The following is a 20,264-nucleotide window of genomic DNA, read 5'->3' as shown; positions in this document are numbered from 1 at the left end:
GGCATGAACTCCTTTCCAATGCGAACCTAATTCATTATAATCTAGGATCAAGAACCGCTGCCCGGATACGGAGGAATGACGATGTCCGCCTCGATGGACGCTACGCCCAAATATTTCGTGGAAAATGGAAGCGTCAGCATTCAGCGCATCAAACGCCACGGCGTGACCGCGATGCCGCGGCCGCACAGCCACGATGCCATAGAGCTGTATTACCTGCTGGACGGCGAGCGCGTCTACTTCGTCGACGGCAAGGTGATCACGCTGCGAAAAGGCGAGCTGATCGCCATCGCCGGCGGCGTCATCCATTCGACGGCCAGCTCCGAGATCGCCGAGTTCGAGCGCGTCCTCATCCACTATGAAGCGTCCGCGCTGCCCGGCGCGCTGCGCGGCCAGGTGCTATTCGAGACCGGCGAATCGTGCCGAGTCTTCGCGCTGAACCTGCGCGAGCGCGAGGAGGCCGAGCGCCTCATGCGCCGGATGCTGGAGGAATGCGCGCTGGCGCGGCCTTATTACGAGCCGTGCTGCTTGTCGCTCCTCGCCGAGCTGGCTATCCTGCTCGGACGCTCCGAGCGGTCGGCGGCTGCCGGCGCTTCCCGCGACGCCTTGCATGCGAAGGTATCGGAGGTCGCCGAATATTTGCAGCGGCATTACCGCGAATCGCTGACGCTGGCGGATACGGCGAAGCACTTTTACCTCAGCAGCTCGTATCTGAGCCGCGTATTCCACCGGCTGACCGGCTTTCATTTCCGCGAATACATCCTTCATCTGCGCGTCCGGGAGGCCCAGCGCCTGCTCGCCCATACCCGCAAGCGCATCTCCGACGTCTCGCTCGACGTGGGCTTCGAGCACCTGTCGCACTTCAACAAAGCGTTCAAGCAGGCGTGCGGGCTGACGCCCATGCAGTACCGCAAGTTCGCCAAGGCGGACCCGGCGAGACAAGCCGAGGTCTAGCGGATATCCGTGTTCGTGCAGGCATGGAGCCGGATCTCCGGCTCTGAAGTAACCTGCAGCCGCAAGCCCCGCAGCGTCAGCCGGTCGGCATGGCGCGCGACGACGCCGCTCTCCGTTTCCGCCGTAAAGTTTTCCACCGTCAAGCCTTCGAGCGGCAGCTCCGGCAGCCCGTTGATCAGCAGCGCGGTCTGCGCGCCGATGCAGGTCAGATCGCGCAGCGTAATGTTGCGAATGACCGGCGTCTCCTCCGTCACCGCGTACGTCTGCGCGTCGTAGCCCTCCGAGCCTTCCTTGCCCGCGTAGAACAGGTGGAACGACACCGCTTCGAGCGGAATGCCGGACATATGAATCCGCTCCATGACGATATCCTCCACGACGCCGCCCCGGCCGCGCGCGCTCTTGAAGCGAATGCCGATATCCGTATTCATGAAAAGGCAGTCGGAAACGCGCACCGCGCGGACGCCGCCCGACATCTCGCTGCCGACGACGACGCCCCCGTGCCCGTGATACACCGTGCAGTCGCGGATCGTCACGAATTCACACGGCAGCCCGCGCCGCCGACCTTCCTCGTCCTTGCCCGACTTCAGGCAGATCGCGTCGTCGCCGACGTCGAACGTGCAGCGCTCGACGAGCGCGTGCCGGCACGACTCCAGGTCCAGCCCGTCGCCGTTTTGCGAGTACCAGGGATTGAGCACCGTCACGTCCCGCACCGTCGCCTGCTCGCAGTCCATCAGGTGCAGGCACCAGGCGGGCGAATTTTGAAAAGTAGGTCCGTCCAGCAGGACGCGTTTGCAGCCGCGCAGGCTGAGCATCGCGGGACGCAGATGCGCCCGCGCCGGCAAGTAGGCCTCCGTGTCCGTGACGCCTTGCTCGCGCAGCTGACGGACAAGAGCTTCGCCGTCCCGCGCCTCGGCTGACGGCCACCACATGTCGCCGCCTTCGCTGAGCGCGCCGCCCGACTGCAGCAGCTTGCGCCACTGGTCGTCGGTCATCTTGAACCGCTTGACCGGGCGCCAGCCTTCGCCACTGCCGTCGAACACGCCGCTGCCCGTGAACGCGATGTCCTCGAGCGCTTCGCCGTCCAGCGGCGACAGGCAGCGCACGGCCGATTGGCCCTCGTACTGGGTCGCGACCAGCGGATACAGGGCGGGATCCGCCTCGAAGCGCACGAGCGCGCCCGCCTCGACGTGCAGCGCCAGCCGGCTGCGCAGCCGGATCGGCCCCGTGCGCCAGATGCCCGCCGGGATGTGCACGGTGCCCCCGCCCGCCGCGGCGCAGTCGTCGATCGCGCGCTGCAGCGCGTCCGTGCACAGCGCGAGCGGATCGGGCGCCTCGACGTAGTCGGCGAGCGAGAACGTCCGGTCCGGGATGTCCGGCAGCGCGGGGATCGGGTACGCCTGGTTTTGGTGTTTATCTTGATCTCGGTGTTCTGCTTGGTCGTAGTGTTCTGCTTGATCTTGTGCCCCATGCGTCTGTGCCGTCATCTGCGTCTCCCCTCCCTTAGGCGTCCGTCGGCTCATAATCGAACCAGTCGAAGTACGCGTAGTTGTTGATGTCGTTGGCGTTGTCGTTGTCCGCCTCGTGGCCTGCCCTGCGACCTGTCTCCGTGCCCACCGCATACATCCCGATATAGGCGCCGGTAAACCCGCCCGCAATATCGGTGCTCAGCAGCGTGCCGTCGGCGTCTTCGAGCAGCGTCCGCCACTCCGATGCGCCCGGCTCCCGCCAGCTGAACGCGTACCGTTGGCCGTCCGCCTCGGCGCGCAGTTCCAGCGCTTCGCCCGCAAACGCGGCCGTCGCCAGCACCGTCTCTTCGCCCCGGCGCCTCTGCGTCAGCCGCAGTTCGTTGCCCGCTCCCGCGCCGCCGAATCTGCCGTAAGTGAAGCGGAACTGGTTGTCCGCGTTCTGCAGCAGCACGAGCCCGGCCTCGTCGCCTTCCGCCTTCGGCGCGAAGCGCATCGCGGTCGAGGCCTTAAACCCCATATGCTGCTGCCTGCGGCCCACGAACGCCGGGTTGTCATCCCGCGCGATCGACGCCGCCTTCAGCGCCAGCCGCAGCGCGCCCGGCTGCGCCGCAAGGCTCCAAAATTCGCCGCGCGGCGTGCGAATAAAGTTCCAGTACGGCGCCAGCGCCGGCGCGTCGAAGTCGTCCCGCACCGCAGCGGACGCCACCGGCGTCCAAGGCAAATCCGGCGCTTCGCCCTCCAGCTCCACGACCCCTTTGCCCGGATTAACGACCGGCCAGCCGTCTTCCCACGCGACGGGCACGAGGAACGTTTCCCGCCCGAGATTGCGATAGTAGCCGCCGTAAGGACGGGACGCGAGGCACACCATCCACCAATCGCCCTTTTGCGTCTCAATCAGCTCGCCGTGACCGACGTTCACGATTGGATAGCCGCGGCCCAAATGGCGGTGCGTCAGGATCGGATTGCCTTTGTACCCTTCGAACGGTCCCATCGGCGAGTCGCTGCGCGCGATCGTGATCGCATGCGTGTGGCCCGTGCCGCCCTCGGCGATTGTCAGATAGTACATGCCGCCGATCTTGTACAGATGCGGCCCTTCTTGCGCATGGGCGACCTTGAGCGCGCCGCGCCACAGGCTGACCTTCGGTCCGACGAGCCGCCCGCTCGCAAGGTCCAGCTCCTGGAGCCAGATGTCCATTTCCTTCGCGTACTGCTGGCCCTCGGGCGGTCGCCGGTTGCCCGTATAGTAGACTTTGCCGTCGTCGTCGAACAGCAGCGACGGGTCGATGCCCGGCGCGTCGTCCAGCCACACCGGATCGGACCAGTTGCCGGCCGGGTCTGTCGCCGTGACGTAGAAGTTGCGGCATTCGAGGTCGTTCGTGACGAACGTCGTAATCATATAGAACACGCCGTCATGATAACGAATCGTGGGCGCCCAGATCCCTTTGGAAGGCAGGATGCCGTCCAGGTCCAATTGCGACGGGCGGTCGAGCACATGGCCGAGCTGGCGCCAGTGGACCAGATCCTTGCTGTGGAAGATCGGCACGCCGGGATAAAACTCGAAGCTCGAGGTGACGAGGTAATAGTCGTCGCCGACGCGAATGGCCGACGGATCCGGATAAAAGCCGGGTAGAACGGGATTGCGGAACATGCGCATGCTGCGGCCTCCATTGCCTGACGTTGAAGAAGCAGCTTCAGTATAGTTGATGAAAACGTTAAAATATTGGCATTCCCGTGCTCATTTTTCATTTTTTTATACTTCCTTGTCCTCACATCCCCGCTTACCCTGCAATAGGCAGTTAACAATCGCCCCGACATCCTTTATAGTAAGTCTACAAAGGAGCGATGGGCATGAACGGGGAAAGACGGCTGAAAATCCGGTTTTTTATGAGCTTGACGTTAATCTCGATCTGTTCGGTGCTTGTCCTGGCTACTGCCCTTTTCTTCTGGTTCCGCGGCAAGACGATCGACTACGTCAACAAAGCCAACGATAGCGTGCTGCTGAACACGGAGACGGTGTTCGCCAAATATATGGATTCGGTGCAAAACTATACGCTCGCCTTCTACCGCCACCCGAACATCAACTCGGTCATGCAGAGCGGCGACAGCAGCTGGAGCGACCAGCTTTTCAGCGCGCTCAGCCAGATCAAGGGGACGCTCACCGTCAACCCTTATCTTGAAAACGCTTATATCATGGGCGCCAACGGTCCGGTCATGATGTTCGAGAACAATCCGCTCAGCAAGGCGTCCAAGCAGGAGCTGTACGAACGCATCCGGGACGGCCTGATCAAAGATTCGCCCTTCCTGTGGACCGCGACGCTCAACAACGGCGACAAGGAAACCGTCATGCTGACTTATTACAACGACAAGGTGTACGCGAACAGCGAATATACCGGCGCCATCGCGATCTCGACCAATCTGAGCAAGCTGCAGGAGAACATCTTCACGGACGTCGCGGACAGCGATACGCATTATGCCGTACTGAGCCCGGAAGGCGCCGTACTCATGCAGAGCGGTCCGCCGGGCGACGACTACGACGAGGCGCTGCTGCAGCGCATTGTCGGCGGGCGCAGCACGTCCGGTACGCTGGTCTGGAAGCCGGACCGCGGCCCCAAGCAGCTGATCACGTATCGCCTGGCTACCAAGCAGGGGCTCTGGTATCTGTCGGAGACGTCTTACCGCAACAGCATCCGCGACATCTCCAACGCCATGGTGCTCCTGATCGCGCTGTGCGTCGTCCTCGCGGCGGCCGCGGCGGGCGTCGCGGCGTTCGTGTCGCATCGCATGTACAAGCCGATCGGCGCGCTGTTCGGCAATATCCGCAGCCTGTCGGGCGAGCGTCTCGCCTTCGCGGGCGCGGGCGGCTTCGAGGAGGCGAACCGGGAGCTCGAGCGGATCGCCGGCCGGTTCGGCGAGCTCAAGCGCGAGAACGAGGACAGCGCGCTGCTGTCCTGGCTCACGACGCCGTACCGCTCGGGCGAAGCGGTGCCTTCGGCGCTGCCGCTGCTGAAGGGCGGCGGCCCCGGCAGCGCGGCCTTCTGCGTCGCGGTGCTGCGGCTGGACGAACGCATCGGCGAAGCCGACGCGATGACCGACGCCGAGCGGATGGCGCGGCTTCGAGATCTGCCGCGGGCGGTCGAAGCGTCGTTCGAGGGCGCCTGCGCGTGCCGCGGCTTCTTCCCGCATTCGGGGACGGCCGTGCTGATCGTGAGCGAAGCGCGCGAAGGCAGCTTCGGCGACCAGGGCATTGCCCGCGAGCGCTGGGAGCAGCTCGAGCAACTGGTCCGCGCCTGGCCCGGAACGCAAGGCGCGCTTGGCGTCAGCCGGCTGTCCGCGGATCCTTCCCAGCTGAAGGCGCTGTATGAGGAAGCGAGAGACTGCCTGCAATACATGAAGTTCCAGTACCGGACGCCCGTCGTCTACGCCGAGGATGCCGCGCAGCTGTCGGAAGCGCCGATGCCGGAGCAGACGCTGGAAGCCGTGCTGCAGGTCGTCCGCGAGCAGAAGCACGAGCTGATCCCGCGCGCGGTGGAGCGCGCGCTCGCCGAAGCCGGCGGTTACCGCGCCGAGCAGGCGACGATCGCGCTGTCGCGGATCGCTTCGGAGCTGTCTGGCATCGCCGAGACCGGCGCGGCGGGCGGCATCCCGCGGCACGCGGACTTCCTCGAGCTGTACCAGCGCATCTGGAGCTTCGCCGTCTACGAGGAGCTAAGAGCGTGGCTCGAGCAATTAAGTTTCAGAGCCTACGAGAAATTAAAGGAACGCAACGCCGTGCAGACGCGTGACGTTGCCGGGGAAGCCATCGCCCATATCCGCAAGCACTTCGCCGATCCGATGCTGTCGCTGAACGCGCTGGCGGACAAGCTCGCGATCAGCCCACCGTACCTGAGCCGCCTGATCACCGAGTCGACCGGCAGCAGCTTTCCCGACTTCGTCAACCTCGTCCGGCTCGAGTATGCGCGCTCCCTGCTCGTGGACGAGCTCGAGCTGGACATCCGCACCGTCGCCGAGCGGTCGGGCTACGGCAGCAGCACGTACTTCACGACGCTGTTCAAAAAACGGTACGGCATGACGCCGACCAAGTGGCGGCTCAATCATATCGTGCAGCAGAGCGAATGACCGCAATCCTCTCCGCAATCCTCGTTCGCAAGCCCCGAATCCGCGCCGGATAAGGGGTTTTCGTTTTTTTGAGCAATTTTATTTTTTTGAAGGCGGGCTTCGCTTCGATTTTTTAAGCGATTTCATTTCTTTGAGATGGCGCTTTGCCGCCAGGGTGAATAAGCTTGGGTCAGTAAAGCGCTTTCGGTCCACGGATCGATGCGAAGCTGCTTGAGCACCATCCACCAACGCAGGACAAGGAGTGAATCTTGATGACGGAAAAAGCTTATCCGACGCCCAAGGCGCGGGAGCGAAGCAAATGGCTGAGGTCGCTGCGCAACGACAGCTCGCTGTTCCTGCTGGCGCTGCCCGGCGTGATCGCGCTGATCCTGTTCGCTTATTTGCCGATGAGCGGACTCATCCTCGTGTTCAAAAATTATAATTTTAACGGCGGCATCTTCGGAAGTCCCTGGGCGGGCTTCGACAACTTCGACTTCTTCTTCTCGAGCATGGATAGCGCCATCCGGGCGACGCGCAATACGGTTATGCTGAACGTGCTGTACATGCTGACCGGCACCTTCTTCTCGGTGGCGCTCGCCATCGCGCTGAACGAGCTGCGGAGCAAGGGCTATATCAAAATTACGCAGAGCGTCATGTTCTTTCCGTACTTTATCTCGTGGATCGTCATCGGCGCCATCCTGTTCTCCCTGCTCGACTTCGAGAAGGGCATCGTCAACCGCATGCTCGAAGGCATCGGCATGCAGCCGATCGACTGGTATGCGCATCCGTGGCTGTTCGTCGTCGTGCTCGTGCTGGCGAATATCTGGAAAAGCGCGGGCCACGGCGCCATCATCTACTATGCGGTGCTCCAAGGCGTCGATACGTCCTACTACGAAGCAGCGAGAATCGACGGCGCGTCCCGGTGGCAGCTCATTACCAAGATCACGCTTCCGATGCTGATTCCTTCTATTATATTGCTCACGCTGCTGAGCATCGGCGGCATGCTGAAGGGCGACCTCAGCATGATCATGGGCGTCACCTTCCTCAATCCGCTGCTGCTGCCGACGACCGACATCATCGACGTCTTCGTATACCGGACCGCGATCCGCTCCGGCGAGTTCGGCTTCGCGTCGGCCATCACGCTTTATCAATCCGTATTCGGTCTCGTGCTCGTGCTCGTCGCCAACAAGCTGGCCGGCTGGTACGACAGAGACAGCAAACTATTCTAGGAGGGACGCGTCATGGCAATCCGGGAAAATCGAACGCTGCTGATTTTCTTCTACGTATTCATCGGCGTGTTCGCCGCCATCTGCTTAATCCCGTTCATCCTCGCGGTATCGGGCTCGCTCTCGTCGGAGGCCAAGATCGCGGCGAACGGCTACTCTTTTTTGCCGCAGGGCTTAACGCTGGATACTTATAAATTCATGTTCGGCTCCAAATCGGACGAGATCATCCGCGGCTATCTGAACTCGGTCAGCATCACGGTGCTGGGCACCGTATCCGCCGTGCTCGTCACGTCCGCCTACGCCTACGTCATCACCGCCAAAGGCTTCCGGTTCCGCGGCGCCTTCGCCTTCTTCGCCTACTTCACGATGCTGTTCAGCGGGGGGACGCTCCCCTGGTACATTTTGACGACCAAGTACTATCATCTGAACGATACGCTGGCCGGCCTGTTCTTGCCCTACTTGCTCAACGTGTTCCTGATGTACCTGCAGGCCAACTATTTCAAAAGCATCCCGCACGAGGTCGTCGAGTCGGCGCAGATCGACGGGGCGGGGCATTACCTGATCTTCTTCCGCATCATGCTGCCGCTCGGCCGCGTCGGGCTCGTCACCATTGCGCTCTTCTACGCGCTGCAGTTCTGGAACGACTTTTTCCTCCCGCTCATGCTCGTCACGGACGAAAAGCTGTTTACGATCCAGTACATGATGTACTATATGATGGCTAACATTCAATTTCTGGCTTCGGGGAATGCTTCAAGGATCAGCGGCGCCCTCATCGCGCCTCCGCTCGAGACGGCCAAGCTCGCCATGACCTGCCTCACCGTGCTGCCGATCGCGATCCTGTATCCGTTCCTGCAGCGCTACTTCGTCCGAGGCATCGTCGTCGGCTCCGTCAAAGGCTGACTTTCAGTGGCTTCGTTCATAAAACTAAAGCGATTTCATGTTTTTTAAGGCGTTCAAACCGTTGATTTTTAACGATTTTCATTTTCTTGAGATAGCGGCGGCGGGAATGTAAACGTATTCTGAAATCGCTTCCCGAAACGCCAAAAACAAATCCAGGAGGTCATGTTCCATGGTACGTCGCAATGCTTCGAGGGCGCTGCTCGCCTTCATCTTCACCCTCACGCTCGTCTTGTCCGCCTGCAGCTCCAAATCGAACGAAGGCGGCGCGGCCGAGTCCAGCTCGCCAGCAGCGGCATCGTCCGGCGCAGCGTCTTCGGCGGCTGCCTCGTCCGACGCGAACGATGCATCCAAAGCCGACTTTTCCGAACCGGTCAAGCTCAAGCTCGTATTCTACACCGGCCAGTCCAAGCGCATGGCCGAGCTCGCGAGCAACGAGTTGAAGGATCTCGTCAAGAAAGAGATTAACGCCGAGATCGAATACGTCTACCTGCCCTGGTCCGAATACGGCGGCGGCAAGACCGACCTCATGCTCTCGTCCGGCGAAGAGTTCGCCGCGTACACGGACATCAATTATATGTCCAAATCCGTGTCCAAGGGCTTGTATGCGGACTTGACGCCCTACGTCGATACGTATGCGCCGGATCTGAAAAGCAACGTCGCGGCCGCTTCATTCGACGCCTTCAAGCTGAACGGCAAGCAGTATGCGATCCCGATGGGCAACCGGGCAGGTTCGGCCGCGTTCTACAGCGCCATGGTCCGCCAGGATCTGCTCGAGGAAGTGGGCATGAAGACGATCGGCTCGCTCGCGGATCTGGAACAGTACTATGACAAGGTGCATGCCAAGTATCCGGACATGATCGGCTTCGCGTCGACGGACGCCACGTACATGCTCATGTACGAGTACACCGACCAGAATCTGAACTGGATCAACAACTTCATCGCGGTCAACGAAGCCGCCCAGGACGACAAGCTGATCAGCTGGTACGAAACGCCTGAGTTCAAGAAGTACGCCGGCCTGATGAACGGCTTGTACAAGAAAGGCATCATTCCGAAATACGCCCTCACGAACCAGCCGCAGCTCATGTCCGACTGGAACGCGGGCAAGGCGATGTTCTTCACCGGCACGGCGACCCGTCCGATCGAAGGCATCGCGGGCATCACGAAGGCAGTGCCGACGGCCAAGCTTCAGAACTATTTCCTGAGCAAAAACGACCGTCCGAAAATCAGCCGCGGAACTTATAATACCGCCTACTTCGTATCCGCCAACGCCAAGCATCCCGAGCGCTACGTCGCCTTCTTCAACCTGCTGCAGAAAAATCAGGAGCTGTACGACCTGTTCACTTACGGCATCAAAGACAAGGACTACACGATCGACGAAAACGGCCGCGTGACGAAGCTGACGTCCGACCTCTTCTTCGACGACTGGATGATGATGAACGACAAGTTCATGCGCTTCGAGAAGAGCGTGCCCGACGACTTCATTGAGCAGTACAAGCATTGGGACGATGATGCGATCCTGTCCAAGACCGCAGGCTTCAACTTCGACAACACCGCGGTCAAAAACGAAGAGTCCAAGCTGAACGGCGTGTTCACCGAATTCATCGCGCCGATCGCCAGCGGCTTTGTCGACTACGACACCTACTTCCCTAAGGCGCTCGACAAGCTGAAGGCCGCGGGGCTCGACAAGTACATCGCGGAATATCAGAAGCAGTTCTCGGCGTGGTATGCGAATAAGCCGAAGGCATAAGTAGTCACTTTCAGCTCAAGCTGCCCCTGTGGGGGCGGCTCGGGCTGAAGTCGTCTCATCCGTGACCTCCTGCACCATACGCGATGCGCTCAAGCTCAAGTAGTCTCATCCAGGACTTCCTGTACCACCTGCGATGCGGCTCGAGCGCAAGTAGTCTCATCCAGGACCTCCTGCACCATACGCGATGCGGTTCGAGCTCAAGTAGTCTCATCCAGGACTTCCTGCACCGTACGCGATGCCGCTCGAGCACAAGTAGTCTCATCCAGCAACTTCCGCATCGTCCGCATCGTCACTCGGTCTAAAGTAGCGTCGTACAGCGTTACTTCAACCTCTCGTAGTGTGACTGGAGCTCAAGTGGCGTCGTATAGCGTTACTTCGACCTCTCGTGGCGTGACTTGGGCGTAAGTGGCGTCGTATAGCGTTACTTCGACCTCTCGTGGCGTGACTTGGGCGCAAGTGGCGTCGTATAGCGTTACTTCGGCCTCTCGTGGTGTGACTTGGGCGCAAGTGGCGCCGTACAGCGTTACTTCGACTATCCATCCCGCGGCTTGTGGCGTCGTACAGCGTCACTTTCGCCGCCACCCGTGCCACGGCTTGGACTCAACGCAAAAACGCTCGTTCCGGGATTCGCATCCTTCGGAACGAGCGTTTTTTCTCTTCCGCCGGCTACCGCGGCCGGATGACGACGGTCTCTCCCGCGCGCATCGCTAGCGCGAGCAAGCCGTTGGCGTGCTGCGCCGCCTCCGCGATCGGGCTGCCGTCCGGGCGCAGCGCCCGGATCGGTTCGCCTGCGCCGGCGCGCAGCCGGAGCGTCTCGCCGCCAGTCGACGTCACGCGCGCTTCCTTCAGGCGGCCGTCGCGCCAAGCCAGGTCCAGCTCGAAGCCGCCTCGCGCGCGAAGGCCCGAGAGGCTGCCCGACGGCCATGCCGCCGGCAGCGCCGGGAGCAGCGCGATAGGGTCGAGATGGCTCTGGAGCAGCATCTCGGCGATGCCGGCCAGCGCGCCGAAGTTGCCGTCGATCTGGAAGGGCGGATGGTTGTCGAACAGGTTCGGCAGGGTCGACTTGCGCAGCAGGGCCATCGTATGGTCGTAGGCCTGCTCTCCGTCCAGGAGCCGCGCCCAGAAGTTGATGATCCAGGCGCGGCTCCATCCCGTATGCCCGCCTCCATTTTCCAGACGATGCAAGAGGGTCTCCTTCGCCGCGTTCGCCAGCGCCGGCGTCGCGGCCGGGCTGATCGTCGTGCCCGGATGCAGGCCGAACAAGTGGGAGATATGACGGTGCCCCGGCTCCTGCTCCTCATAATCCTCAAGCCACTCCTGAAGCCGGCCGCCTTCGCCGATCTTCATTTCCGGCAAACGCGCCTTGGTCTCCTCCCACATACGTCGATCCGCTTCGTCCGTATCCAGGATCAGGCTGGACTGAATGCAGGCATTCAGCAGCTCCGTAATAATCTGCGTGTCCATCGCTGGGCCATAGCACAACGTGCCGGTCTCGCCGCTCGGCATCCGGTAGACGTTCTCGGGGGAGACGGACGGATTGGTCACGAGGTAACCTTCGGGGCTTTCCACCAGGAAGTCGACAAAAAACAGCGCCGCTTCCTTCATAGTAACGTAGGCGCGTCTTAAGAACTGCTCGTCCGGATGAAAGCGGTAATGCTCCCATAAATGCAGGGTCAGCCAAGCCGCCCCCATCACCCATTGCGTCGCCGGACCATAAATGTCCTGAGGCGCAGTGTCCGCCCAAATGTCCGTATTGTGATGCGCGACGAAGCCGCGGCAGCCGTACATCTCGCGCGCCGTCACCCTGCCGCTCTCCCGCATGCGCTCGACCAGCTCGAACAGGGGCTCGTGGCATTCAGCAAGATTGCAAGACTCCGCCGGCCAGTAGTTCATTTGCGTGTTAATGTTGATCGTATATTTGCTGTCCCAGGGCGGCGTCATCGAGTCGTTCCAGATGCCCTGCAGGTTCGCCGGGAGCGAGCCCGGCCTGCTGCCGGCGAGGAGCAGGTATCGGCCGAAGTGGAAGTAGAGCGTGATGAGGCCGACATCCTCGCCGCCCTGTGCGACCTGTTCCAACCGCCGCGCGACGGATGGGTCGTTCCCCGCATCCGCGGGCGAACCCAGCGTCAGCTTCATTCTATTGAATAGCGGCGCGTAATCCGCGATATGCCTTTCTTTTAACTGCGCATACGTCTGCTCGGCCGCGCCGCTCAACAAGTCCAGGCACTGCCGCTCGGGCTCGGGATACCGGAACGTACTTGCCGCAGTCAGTATCAGCGTCACTGCGTCCGCACCTTCAACAAACAGATGCTCGCCGATGATGCGAACCCGCCCGCCCTCGGCGACAGCCTTGACCGCTGCCGTATAGGACAGCCCGTCCTTCCCGCCGCAATCGTTGCTCATCGTGATCGTATCCGTGCCTGCTCGCCCCGACGCGTCCATATAACGCCCTTTATTTCGCTCAAAACGCGCATTTAACGAGATCGTCCCGGGCCGATCCGCCGTGAGACGAATGAAGATTCCCTGGTCCGGGTAGCTGCTGAACGCTTCCCTGCGGTACGTCACCCCGCCGTATTCGTACGCCACGGACGCGACGGCCGACGCCAGGTCGAGCTCTCTGCGATATTGCGCCGCCACACCCTCGGGATGATCGAACCGGATGACCAGATGGCCCGCCGTCAGATAATGGCGCTCGCTCCGCGGTGTGGCGGACAGCGCGGCCTCGGCCAGACGATGCGCTTCCTTGAGCCTGCCTTCGAACACCAGCTTGCGCACTTCGGGCAGATAGGTCAGGGCATCCGGATTGTTGCGGTTGCGCGGTCCGCCGTACCAGACGGAGTCTTCGTTGAACTGGATCAACTCCTCTTCGATCGTGCCGAACACCATGGCGCCGAGCCGCCCATTCCCTATCGGAAGCGCCGAGTTCCAGTCGCCGGCAGGCTCCTCGTAGGACATCAGCGTTTCAGATAACAGCTTCATCACGGCTCTCCTTTACTTTAGGGTCGCTTGAAGGATCGCAATCCGAGCAAGTCCCCTCAAGTATAGGTCAACGAATCGCCAATATCTTGGGATTGCGATGTTCCTTTTTCGCCTATTTATACATTTTTGTCCTGTCCCATTGTTGCGACGATGCCATCCGTTTCTCTCTACGCAAACAAGCCGACCGCCAGGGACGGCTTACTTGTATTTTTATGCCTATCCTGCTCACTCAGCGGCTTCGGCATCCGCCTTCGTCACATGCACCGTACCGAATGGGTGCTCCGGCGGCGCATAAACGACGGATACCTTGAGCGGCTTGTCGCCTGTATTGGTGACATTGTGCCAGGTGCCGGCAGGCGTCATGACCGCATCGCCCACGGAGGCGGTAACGACGTAGTCCAGTTTATCCTTGGTTTTTCCCATCTGGACGAGTCCTTGTCCTTCTTCAATTCGGGTGAATTGGTCCGTATTCGGGTGCACCTCGAGACCGATGTCGCTTCCGACAGGTATGCTCATCACGGTTACCTGGAAATGCGCGCCAGTCCATATAACGGTACGAAATGTGTCGTTCTGCTTTGCTGTCTTTTCAACATTGATAACGACCGGTTGTTTGCCATAATCCTGAAGGACCGGCGCCGGTACGGGCTGCGAGCCGAAACGCCCATAGCTATACGAAGACGGATAAGCAGGCTGCTGAAAATAGGGATAACTGCAGCTGCGATACAGCTCCCATACATAATAAGAATACGCCAGGTTCGGATGGGCTTGGAGCAAAGCTTGCATTCGGTTCATCCCTCCACGCTTGATTACCTCATCCTATGCGCGGGATGGGCAAATGTACCTGGCCGCCGTAGGGCAGCAATCGTCGCTGCATCGTTCTAATGCCGAAATGCCTGCAAATATACATCCTTTTAGGCCAATATCGCCCCTTTGGGACAGGAAAGATGCAAAAATGCAGGCTTTTTCCTCCATCATCCGGATTTCCGGCTTGCACATTGAAATTACCTGCATATCTGCAGGTATTTCAACTGACAACGCGGGCCAGCTAAAAATACATGTATACATGCAGGCTTTTCGGCCCGCTCAACATTCGCCATGCTTCAGGCGAGCTCGCTCCCCCTCCCCAAGCACGCTTACCTTACCAATCCACGTTTTGCCGCCGCCCAGGTCGTGATGGCAACCAAGCCCCTCTCGCAAAAATCCCCTCCAACGGCGCTTCCGTAGGAGGGGATTTCGTTTTATTCTCGCTTCCGCTTAAGTCCCGAGTATCTTCTTCCGGTTCAACACCGCCGCGTTCGGCGGGCCGTAATCGTGCATGACGTCGATCTTGGAGATCTCGTCGTTGTACACCTTGAACGAGCGGATCGCCGAGTACGAGTCGATCTCGGTGACGTACACTTTGCCGTCGAAGTAGGACATGTAGTAAGGTACGCCCTTGAAGCCCATTTTCGTATACAGATCCTCGGCGGTGCTAAAATCGGACAAGTCTTTCAACCGAATGAACTGGTTGTAATACACCGTGATGTAGTAGTAGTTGCCGATCTTCTTGATATCATTCATCGCGCGGTAGCCTTCCGGCACGTCGTACTTCTGCTGCAAGGAGAAGGTGCCGTCCTTGTAGTTGGCGACCAGGATCTGGTTCGGTCCGCTTACGAAGTACATCAAGCCGTCGATGATCGAGAAGGATCTGACATAAGCCGCCTCCATATAGGGGAGGTTCTTCTTGCTGTCGATCACGACATGGCCGTCTTTGACCGACAGGGTGTATATGTTCTGCGTGTCCGAGGTGAGGACGTAAAACTTCTGGGTGGCCGGATCGTAGATGGTCCGGTGCGGTCTGCCCGTAATGCCGCTGATCGCCTGCGTTCTGACGAAGCCCTTGGTCGTGAGGGTATACACGATCAGGCGGTCCCGGCCGGTGTCTTCGGTGATGAAAATGGTGCCATTACCCGCAATGGAGTGCGGAGCGGCTATGTAATCGTCGAGCACCTTCCACTGGCTGATCGGAAGCTTTACGTCTCTGCTGTAGAGAACTCTATGATTCCAGGAGTCGGTGATAAAGTAGAGTCCGGAGATCTTGGTGATGAACATCGGCGAATACAATCGGTCGGCATAGGTGGCGGTAGCGGCGTTGGTCGGCGTCGACTGGAAGACGAGCGCGATCAAGAAAACGAGCATCGTGAAGCGCAAGCCTGCTTTTCTCAAAATATCCCTTCCTCTCTAGTAGATGTCACCCCAATATATAACCGCAAAATACATGTTTCGTAACAGGGAAGGACAATTTGAGACAAAATTTTATTGGCCGATATATATAAAATAAAAAGCGCTTCCCCGAGAGGAGCGCTGCGTGATAGCGTTTCTGTTATTTGTGGTCGGGGGCAACCGGCATAGGCGGATGACTGATTGCGAATCCCAACGGTTCGTCTTTTAGTTCAACTTGCGTGAAATGCGTGATCTCCTCCCGCGGTCGCGGATCAGGTTCTTTTGCGACAACTTTGCCGGCATGATTGGCCTTGGCATAGCTTAAGGATTGTACGACAAACGTCCCTCCCATTACGCACGCGCATAATACGCCGATTAGCACAGCCCGCTTCGTTCCGTTTACACGCAATTGTATCCCCCCCATTAATTGTTATTTATTTAGACGCGGTGAAGGAGGGGATGTTGCAGTATCGCACAAACAGGACCAAGCAGAGGCCCTCCTGCTTCGTCCCGTTTGCGATTTTTCCCGCAGCCTTTAGATCAGCGCGATCGCCAGCAGCGTAAACAACGACAGCGCGACGATCCCGGCTCCCCAGCCGCCGTAACCGCCATAGCCGACGCCCCATGCGGACAACGTCAATTCGCCCTTGGCAGGCTTCAGGTACAGATTATCCCAGTCCACACCCACGATCGTCCCCTCAAAGGCGCCATTATGCGTGGTCACGCGCACCCTGCGATTTTGATGCTGGACGCAGAATTCGTACATCCCCATCGATTCCCAACCTCCCTATACGTATGCCGGCAAGGCTGATATCAACGTATGAGAGATGTCCGCGCCGTGATTGGATTGATAGAGAAATGTGCGGTTGTCCACGTCGCGATTCGTTTATCGCAGACGTTATTTCTCCCGAATCCATACCGTCATCTCGCCCGGCTGCCGATTGCCCCAGTAGGCATAGGGCACCGCCGTGATGCGGACGCCGTTCTTTTGCCGGTTGACCGGCCTGTAGAGCTCGCCGCGCCAGGAAGGATCCGAACGGAATCCTTCTCCCGTCAGAACAACGGTGCCGCCCAGCAGGTCCTCTCTATATTCCGCGATAAACTCGGCATCCTCGGCCAGGCTAATATCCGTGAGGTCGGCGCCATTGTCCGCTTCCTCCAGGCAATAGACGATCGGACCGTATTGCAAAGCGACTTTGCCGGCGTTCTCGTGCACCTTGGGGTTCGACTCGATCCGCTCGACGACCATCGGGAAGCTCAGCCGGACTTCGTCGCCCTCCGTCCACGTTCTGCGAATGCGCGCATAGCCGCGCGTGACGATCGCATCCAGCGCCACCGGCTCCCCGTTTACCTGAATGCTCGGGTGTCTGCACCAAGCCGGCATGCGAAAAGCAAGGGTGCAATCGGCCGGCGCATCGGCCTGCACGCGAACCTGAATCGTACCGTCCCATGGATAACGCGTGTCCGTCCGCAAGCCGAGCTTCTGCCCCCGAACCTGGAAGCTGCTCTCGTTGGAGCCGTACAGATGCATGGCGATCTCCGCTTCATCCTGCGTAAAGAAATACGTATCCAGGGATGCGAGCAGCCGCGCGATGTTGGGCGGACAGCAAGCGCAGCCGAACCACGGCACGCGCTCGGTCTTGACATGCTGCATATCGTACCGATATTGCGCGACGGCGGGATGAACCTCCAGCGGGTTGACGTAGAAATAACGCGTCCCGTCCAGCGACATGCCGCTCAGTACCCCGTTGTACAGCACGCGCTCCATGACATCCCCGAACCGGCTGTCCATTTCAAGCCGGAGCATTCGAGAGGCCAGCATCACCAGTCCGATGGACGCGCAAGTCTCGGTGTAAGCCGTATCGTTGGGCAGATCGTAGTCGAGCGTGAACCGTTCGCCATGGCCCTGCGAGCCGAGCCCCCCGGTAATATACATCCGCTTGGACGTCACATGGTCCCATAGCTTGTGAAGCGCCGCGGTCAGCGTCTCGTCGCCGTACGCGATCGCCAGGTCCGCCATGGCCGCGTACAAATACATGGCCCGTACGGAATGGCCTTCGGCCGTCTCCTGTTCTCTCACCGGCGCGTGCGCCTGATGGTAGTCCAGCTCGAACCAACGGTCCTTGAATTGGTAGCCGAATCCGGGATCGTTCTTCAGGAAGCTCGGCTGCTTGCCCCGCTCCTCGATAAAGTGGCGACACAGCTTCAAATACCGTTCCTCCGACGTCGTCCGGTACAGCTTGGCGAGCGCCAGCTCGATCTCTTCATGTCCGCAATACAAATGCGTCCGGTCCGATTCCGGCCCCATCCTCCGGTCGATATAATCCGCATAGCGGCACATGATGTCCAGGAAAGTCCGCTTGCCCGTCGATTCGTAATAAGCCACCGCGGCCTCGATCAGGTGACCGGCGCAGTATAACTCATGCCCGAATGCGAAGTCCGTCCACCTCTTGTCGGGCTCGGCGACCGAAAAGTAAGTATTTAAATAACCGTCAGGCTGCTGGGCCCTTCCCATCAAGTCGACGACCGCATCGATAACGCCTTCGAGCTGCGGGTTCCGATATTGGCGCAGGCTGTATGCCGCAGCCTCGATCCACTTGGCCACGTCGCTGTCCTGGAAAACCATTCCGTAAAACGTGCCCGTCTGCTCGCCCGCCGCGATCCGGAAGTTTTCCACGGCATGACTGGGCTCCGCCCCTTCGATCTCGTCGTTCAGCGCCCGCCACTGATAAGGAATCGTCGCGAGTGCCGTCTGCTGCACCTTGGGCTGCCAAAACTGATCGCTAAGTCTAACCTGCATGTCAATCTCTCCTTCAATGGGACAACAATGGGACAGTGCGACTGGAGGCGCGAGCTCGGACTAACTTTTCATGCCGGTCAGCGTGATGCCCTCTACGAAATACTTTTGACCGATCAGGTAGAAAATGACGCCGGGGGCAAAGGACATGCACGTGGCCGCCATCGTCAGCGACCAGTCCTGCTTCAATTGGCCTCTGAAGTTGGTCAAGCCGAGCGCGATCGTATATTTGTCGCTGCCGTTGATATAAATCATCTGTTGGAGCAGGTCATTCCACAGCCCGATAAAAATAAACAAAGCGACGACGATCATGGCCGGCCGAATCGCAGGCATGATGATGCTGAACAATATGCGGAAGTAACCGGCGCCGTCGATCGTCGCCGCCTGATCGAGCTCTCTTGGAATCGAGACGATAAACTGCCGGATCAAAAAGATATTAAAAGCGCCGCCGCCGCAAAAATACGGCAGAATCAGGGGCAGATAGCTGTCATGAAGCCCCAAGCCTCGCGTCCACCCGATATACAGCGGAATGAGCGTTACCATGGCAGGCAGAAGCATCGAACCGACGCATAGCGCCCAGATCAGCTTTTTCCCGCGGAACCGCAATCTGGCGAAGGCATATCCGCACAAGGTGGCCGTAAAGGTCCCTGCCAGACAGGAAGGAACGATGATGATCATCGTGTTCCACAAGTACTTCCAGAACTTGAATACCTTCAGCGTTTTTTCATAGTTGGAAAACAGCCAGTCGGCCGGGAGCAGCGAAGGCGGATATTTGTAGATCTCGGCGTTCGTCATGAGCGACGTGCGGAAGATCCACCAGATCGGGAACAGCACAAGTATGGCAAAAAATACGACGACGACCAACGTAATGAGGTTTGCCGTCCGATCCTTGCGTTTCTTGCTCTTAAGCCTTCCGTATGCCGCCTCGCTCATTTGTCGTCGTCGCCTCCTTCGTCGAAAATCCATCCTTTGGACGTCTTGAACAGCACGCCGGTGAACGCCGCAAGTATCGCAAAAATAATAAAGGTCGTCGCGCACGCATAACCCAGCTTGTAGTTGACGAAGGCTTGGTCGTACATCAGGTAAGTCATGAAGCGCGAGGAGTTGCCGGGTCCGCCGTTGGTCAAGGAAAGCGCGGGGGTAACAACCTGAAGGTTGGCGATCAAGCTCATTAGCAGGTTGTAAAAAATGATCGGCGTCATGCAGGGCAGCGTGATATGGCGGAAACGAGCCCATCCGTTCGCGCCGTCCATCTCGGCGGCTTCATGGTAGACGCTCGGCACGTTCTGAAGTCCGGCCAGGAAAATGACGATCAGGTTGCCGGCCAGCCAGACCGAGATCAAGGACAGCGACGGAACGACGTGGCTGGAATCTGCGATAAAAAGCACCTTGTGCAGGCCGACTTCGGAGAGCAGATAGTTGAAAAAACCGAAGTTTGCCTCGTAAAGCCAGGACCAGCCGACATAGATGGCGGTAGCAGGCAGCACGTAGGGTACATAGAATACGGCTCTGAAAAACCCTCTGGCCGGAATCTTGCGATTGAGCAGCATGGCGACAAACAGGGAATAAATCATGCTGCCTGCTACGGATAACGCGGCAAAGTAGATCGTCGCGATAATGGAATCCTTGATATAAGGGTCGGAGGTAAACAGCTTGCTATAGTTGTCGAAGCCGATAAACTTGGGCGCGGACAGACCTGTCCAATTCGTCAGGCTGATGCCGAACACGCTAAGCAGCGGCACGTAGGTAAGAAAGATCAGGCCGATAAAGGCGGGGATCAGGCAAATATAAGCGACGCGCGCCTCGGCTGAATAGATTCGGGAACGTCGTTTGACCGATTTGTTGATGGTGTCCATAGTTCGCTCCCCACCTCATGTTTAAAGGATGACCGCCGCTTGCGC

The 20,264-nt window shown here is 59.3% G+C and carries 14 protein-coding genes; 5 read left to right on the top strand and 9 right to left on the bottom strand.

Going from position 1 to position 20,264, the window contains the following annotated elements; all coding sequences use genetic code 11:
* Nucleotides 1–81 precede the first annotated feature (81 nt).
* Nucleotides 82–951 (top strand): helix-turn-helix transcriptional regulator, encoded by an 870-nt coding sequence (locus ACFSR7_RS25115; protein ID WP_378166346.1) that lies wholly within the window; start codon nucleotides 82–84, stop codon nucleotides 949–951.
* Here the strand turns inward: ACFSR7_RS25115 and ACFSR7_RS25110 are convergent.
* Nucleotides 948–2,435 carry a glycoside hydrolase family 28 protein gene (locus tag ACFSR7_RS25110; protein WP_378166344.1) on the bottom strand — a complete coding sequence of 496 codons (1,488 nt, stop codon included), beginning with the start codon at nucleotides 2,433–2,435 and terminating at the stop codon, nucleotides 948–950. The two genes, ACFSR7_RS25115 and ACFSR7_RS25110, sit on opposite strands and share 4 nt — an antisense overlap.
* A 16-nt stretch (nucleotides 2,436–2,451) precedes the next feature.
* On the bottom strand, nucleotides 2,452–4,071 hold the full coding sequence (locus ACFSR7_RS25105; protein ID WP_378166342.1) for a glycoside hydrolase family 43 protein: 1,620 nt from the start codon (nucleotides 4,069–4,071) through the stop codon (nucleotides 2,452–2,454).
* A 194-nt stretch (nucleotides 4,072–4,265) separates the two neighbouring features.
* On the opposite strand from ACFSR7_RS25105, the gene ACFSR7_RS25100 reads away from it, so the two are divergent.
* The 4 genes from ACFSR7_RS25100 (at nucleotide 4,266) to ACFSR7_RS25085 (ending at nucleotide 10,385) form a co-directional block, all read left to right on the top strand.
* Nucleotides 4,266–6,533 carry a helix-turn-helix domain-containing protein gene (locus tag ACFSR7_RS25100; RefSeq protein ID WP_378166340.1) on the top strand — a complete coding sequence of 756 codons (2,268 nt, stop codon included), beginning with the start codon at nucleotides 4,266–4,268 and terminating at the stop codon, nucleotides 6,531–6,533.
* A 251-nt stretch (nucleotides 6,534–6,784) separates the two neighbouring features.
* Nucleotides 6,785–7,741, top strand: a complete 957-nt coding sequence (locus ACFSR7_RS25095; RefSeq protein WP_378166338.1) for an ABC transporter permease — start codon at nucleotides 6,785–6,787, stop codon at nucleotides 7,739–7,741.
* 12 nt (nucleotides 7,742–7,753) lie between these two features.
* Nucleotides 7,754–8,638, top strand: coding sequence for a carbohydrate ABC transporter permease (locus ACFSR7_RS25090; protein WP_282910662.1), 885 nt, complete (start codon nucleotides 7,754–7,756; stop codon nucleotides 8,636–8,638).
* Between the two features lie 169 nt (nucleotides 8,639–8,807).
* Complete coding sequence (locus ACFSR7_RS25085; protein ID WP_378166336.1) at nucleotides 8,808–10,385, top strand: DUF3502 domain-containing protein; 1,578 nt, start codon at nucleotides 8,808–8,810, stop codon at nucleotides 10,383–10,385.
* Between the two features lie 666 nt (nucleotides 10,386–11,051).
* Here ACFSR7_RS25085 and ACFSR7_RS25080 read toward each other — a convergent pair.
* The 7 genes from ACFSR7_RS25080 to ACFSR7_RS25050 form a co-directional block, all read right to left on the bottom strand.
* Nucleotides 11,052–13,364, bottom strand: coding sequence for a glycoside hydrolase family 95 protein (locus tag ACFSR7_RS25080; RefSeq protein ID WP_378166334.1), 2,313 nt, complete (start codon nucleotides 13,362–13,364; stop codon nucleotides 11,052–11,054).
* Nucleotides 13,365–13,589: 225 nt separating this feature from the next.
* Nucleotides 13,590–14,147, bottom strand: a complete 558-nt coding sequence (locus ACFSR7_RS25075) for a cupin domain-containing protein (RefSeq protein ID WP_378166333.1) — start codon at nucleotides 14,145–14,147, stop codon at nucleotides 13,590–13,592.
* 471 nt (nucleotides 14,148–14,618) lie between these two features.
* Nucleotides 14,619–15,569 carry an NHL repeat-containing protein gene (locus ACFSR7_RS25070; protein WP_378166331.1) on the bottom strand — a complete coding sequence of 317 codons (951 nt, stop codon included), beginning with the start codon at nucleotides 15,567–15,569 and terminating at the stop codon, nucleotides 14,619–14,621.
* Between the two features lie 532 nt (nucleotides 15,570–16,101).
* Nucleotides 16,102–16,338, bottom strand: coding sequence for a hypothetical protein (locus ACFSR7_RS25065; RefSeq protein WP_378166330.1), 237 nt, complete (start codon nucleotides 16,336–16,338; stop codon nucleotides 16,102–16,104).
* A gap of 126 nt (nucleotides 16,339–16,464) precedes the next feature.
* Nucleotides 16,465–18,366, bottom strand: a complete 1,902-nt coding sequence (locus ACFSR7_RS25060; protein WP_378166328.1) for a glycoside hydrolase family 127 protein — start codon at nucleotides 18,364–18,366, stop codon at nucleotides 16,465–16,467.
* Between the two features lie 60 nt (nucleotides 18,367–18,426).
* Nucleotides 18,427–19,296: a carbohydrate ABC transporter permease gene (locus ACFSR7_RS25055; protein ID WP_378166326.1), complete on the bottom strand. Its 870-nt coding sequence runs from the start codon at nucleotides 19,294–19,296 to the stop codon at nucleotides 18,427–18,429.
* A complete protein-coding gene (locus ACFSR7_RS25050) occupies nucleotides 19,293–20,219 on the bottom strand; it encodes a carbohydrate ABC transporter permease (RefSeq protein WP_378166324.1) in 927 nt (308 codons plus the stop codon). The genes ACFSR7_RS25055 and ACFSR7_RS25050 overlap by 4 nt, the downstream gene beginning before the upstream one ends.
* Between the last annotated feature and the right edge of the window lie 45 nt (nucleotides 20,220–20,264).

It is taken from the genome of Cohnella sp. GCM10020058 (genome assembly GCF_042683485.1).
Classification (GTDB): Bacteria; Bacillota; Bacilli; order Paenibacillales; family Paenibacillaceae; genus Cohnella.
The sequence above is the reverse complement of the archived record's forward strand: the minus strand, read 5'-3'. Positions and strand labels throughout refer to the sequence as shown.

Excerpts from the sequence above, each read along its gene's own strand:
- ACFSR7_RS25115 (WP_378166346.1), top strand. The coding sequence starts at position 82 with ATGTCCGCCTCGATGGACGCTACGCCCAAATATTTCGTGGAAAATGGA.
- ACFSR7_RS25110 (WP_378166344.1), bottom strand. The coding sequence starts at position 2,435 with ATGACGGCACAGACGCATGGGGCACAAGATCAAGCAGAACACTACGAC.
- ACFSR7_RS25105 (WP_378166342.1), bottom strand. The coding sequence starts at position 4,071 with ATGCGCATGTTCCGCAATCCCGTTCTACCCGGCTTTTATCCGGATCCG.
- ACFSR7_RS25100 (WP_378166340.1), top strand. The coding sequence starts at position 4,266 with ATGAACGGGGAAAGACGGCTGAAAATCCGGTTTTTTATGAGCTTGACG.
- ACFSR7_RS25095 (WP_378166338.1), top strand. The coding sequence starts at position 6,785 with ATGACGGAAAAAGCTTATCCGACGCCCAAGGCGCGGGAGCGAAGCAAA.
- ACFSR7_RS25090 (WP_282910662.1), top strand. The coding sequence starts at position 7,754 with ATGGCAATCCGGGAAAATCGAACGCTGCTGATTTTCTTCTACGTATTC.
- ACFSR7_RS25085 (WP_378166336.1), top strand. The coding sequence starts at position 8,808 with ATGGTACGTCGCAATGCTTCGAGGGCGCTGCTCGCCTTCATCTTCACC.
- ACFSR7_RS25080 (WP_378166334.1), bottom strand. The coding sequence starts at position 13,364 with ATGAAGCTGTTATCTGAAACGCTGATGTCCTACGAGGAGCCTGCCGGC.
- ACFSR7_RS25075 (WP_378166333.1), bottom strand. The coding sequence starts at position 14,147 with ATGCAAGCTTTGCTCCAAGCCCATCCGAACCTGGCGTATTCTTATTAT.
- ACFSR7_RS25065 (WP_378166330.1), bottom strand. The coding sequence starts at position 16,338 with ATGGGGATGTACGAATTCTGCGTCCAGCATCAAAATCGCAGGGTGCGC.
- ACFSR7_RS25060 (WP_378166328.1), bottom strand. The coding sequence starts at position 18,366 with ATGCAGGTTAGACTTAGCGATCAGTTTTGGCAGCCCAAGGTGCAGCAG.
- ACFSR7_RS25055 (WP_378166326.1), bottom strand. The coding sequence starts at position 19,296 with ATGAGCGAGGCGGCATACGGAAGGCTTAAGAGCAAGAAACGCAAGGAT.
- ACFSR7_RS25050 (WP_378166324.1), bottom strand. The coding sequence starts at position 20,219 with ATGGACACCATCAACAAATCGGTCAAACGACGTTCCCGAATCTATTCA.